The organism is Pseudomonas botevensis (assembly GCF_019145475.1).
GTDB classification, from domain to species: domain Bacteria; phylum Pseudomonadota; class Gammaproteobacteria; order Pseudomonadales; family Pseudomonadaceae; genus Aquipseudomonas; species Aquipseudomonas botevensis.
Genome location: NZ_JAHTKI010000034.1, coordinates 1 through 2,500, shown reverse-complemented (window position 1 = coordinate 2,500; position 2,500 = coordinate 1). Strand labels below are relative to the sequence as shown.

Here is a 2,500-nt window from a genome sequence, read left to right as displayed (position 1 = left end):
TTCAGTGGCGAGCTTAACCGAATAGGGGAGGCGTAGCGAAAGCGAGTCTTAATAGGGCGTTTAGTCGCTGGGTATAGACCCGAAACCGGGCGATCTATCCATGGGCAGGTTGAAGGTTAGGTAACACTGACTGGAGGACCGAACCGACTACCGTTGAAAAGTTAGCGGATGACCTGTGGATCGGAGTGAAAGGCTAATCAAGCTCGGAGATAGCTGGTTCTCCTCGAAAGCTATTTAGGTAGCGCCTCATGTATCACTGTAGGGGGTAGAGCACTGTTTCGGCTAGGGGGTCATCCCGACTTACCAAACCGATGCAAACTCCGAATACCTACAAGTGCCGAGCATGGGAGACACACGGCGGGTGCTAACGTCCGTCGTGAAAAGGGAAACAACCCAGACCGTCAGCTAAGGTCCCAAAGTTATGGTTAAGTGGGAAACGATGTGGGAAGGCTTAGACAGCTAGGAGGTTGGCTTAGAAGCAGCCACCCTTTAAAGAAAGCGTAATAGCTCACTAGTCGAGTCGGCCTGCGCGGAAGATGTAACGGGGCTCAAACCATACACCGAAGCTACGGGTATCACTTAGGTGATGCGGTAGAGGAGCGTTCTGTAAGCCTGTGAAGGTGAGTTGAGAAGCTTGCTGGAGGTATCAGAAGTGCGAATGCTGACATGAGTAACGACAATGGGTGTGAAAAACACCCACGCCGAAAGACCAAGGTTTCCTGCGCAACGTTAATCGACGCAGGGTTAGTCGGTCCCTAAGGCGAGGCTGAAAAGCGTAGTCGATGGAAAACAGGTTAATATTCCTGTACTTCTGGTTATTGCGATGGAGGGACGGAGAAGGCTAGGCCAGCTTGGCGTTGGTTGTCCAAGTTTAAGGTGGTAGGCTGAGATCTTAGGTAAATCCGGGATCTTAAGGCCGAGAGCTGATGACGAGTGTCCTTTAGGACGCGAAGTGGTTGATGCCATGCTTCCAAGAAAAGCTTCTAAGCTTCAGATAACCAGGAACCGTACCCCAAACCGACACAGGTGGTTGGGTAGAGAATACCAAGGCGCTTGAGAGAACTCGGGTGAAGGAACTAGGCAAAATGGCACCGTAACTTCGGGAGAAGGTGCGCCGGTGAGGGTGAAGGACTTGCTCCGTAAGCCCATGCCGGTCGAAGATACCAGGCCGCTGCGACTGTTTATTAAAAACACAGCACTCTGCAAACACGAAAGTGGACGTATAGGGTGTGACGCCTGCCCGGTGCCGGAAGGTTAATTGATGGGGTTAGCTAACGCGAAGCTCTTGATCGAAGCCCCGGTAAACGGCGGCCGTAACTATAACGGTCCTAAGGTAGCGAAATTCCTTGTCGGGTAAGTTCCGACCTGCACGAATGGCGTAACGATGGCGGCGCTGTCTCCACCCGAGACTCAGTGAAATTGAAATCGCTGTGAAGATGCAGTGTATCCGCGGCTAGACGGAAAGACCCCGTGAACCTTTACTATAGCTTTGCACTGGACTTTGAATTTGCTTGTGTAGGATAGGTGGGAGGCTTTGAAGCGTGGACGCCAGTTCGCGTGGAGCCATCCTTGAAATACCACCCTGGCAACTTTGAGGTTCTAACTCAGGTCCGTTATCCGGATCGAGGACAGTGTATGGTGGGTAGTTTGACTGGGGCGGTCTCCTCCTAAAGAGTAACGGAGGAGTACGAAGGTGCGCTCAGACCGGTCGGAAATCGGTCGTAGAGTATAAAGGCAAAAGCGCGCTTGACTGCGAGACAGACACGTCGAGCAGGTACGAAAGTAGGTCTTAGTGATCCGGTGGTTCTGTATGGAAGGGCCATCGCTCAACGGATAAAAGGTACTCCGGGGATAACAGGCTGATACCGCCCAAGAGTTCATATCGACGGCGGTGTTTGGCACCTCGATGTCGGCTCATCACATCCTGGGGCTGAAGCCGGTCCCAAGGGTATGGCTGTTCGCCATTTAAAGTGGTACGCGAGCTGGGTTTAGAACGTCGTGAGACAGTTCGGTCCCTATCTGCCGTGGACGTTTGAGATTTGAGAGGGGCTGCTCCTAGTACGAGAGGACCGGAGTGGACGAACCTCTGGTGTTCCGGTTGTCACGCCAGTGGCATTGCCGGGTAGCTATGTTCGGGAAAGATAACCGCTGAAAGCATCTAAGCGGGAAACTTGCCTCAAGATGAGATCTCACTGGAACCTTGAGTTCCCTGAAGGGCCGTCGAAGACTACGACGTTGATAGGTTGGGTGTGTAAGCGCTGTGAGGCGTTGAGCTAACCAATACTAATTGCCCGTGAGGCTTGACCATATAACACCCAAGCAATTTGCGTCGGCTCTGTAACCCAGAGCAACCAGATTGCGGTGTGTGAAGACGAAGTGAACCGAAAGTTTGCAACTCACAAAACACCGACTGTCACGTACCCAATTTGCTGAAGCGAGGCCATCTGGTCACGAGTCAGTACCCGAATTTCTTGACGACCATAGAGCGTTGGAACCACCT

The 2,500-nt window shown here is 52.4% G+C and carries 1 rRNA gene (cut by a window edge); it reads left to right on the top strand.

Annotation, left to right across the window (positions count from 1 at the left end):
• Positions 1-2,308 (top strand): 23S ribosomal RNA (locus KVQ74_RS27365); it begins 583 nt to the left of the window's first position.
• The last annotated feature ends 192 nt before the right edge of the window (positions 2,309-2,500 follow it).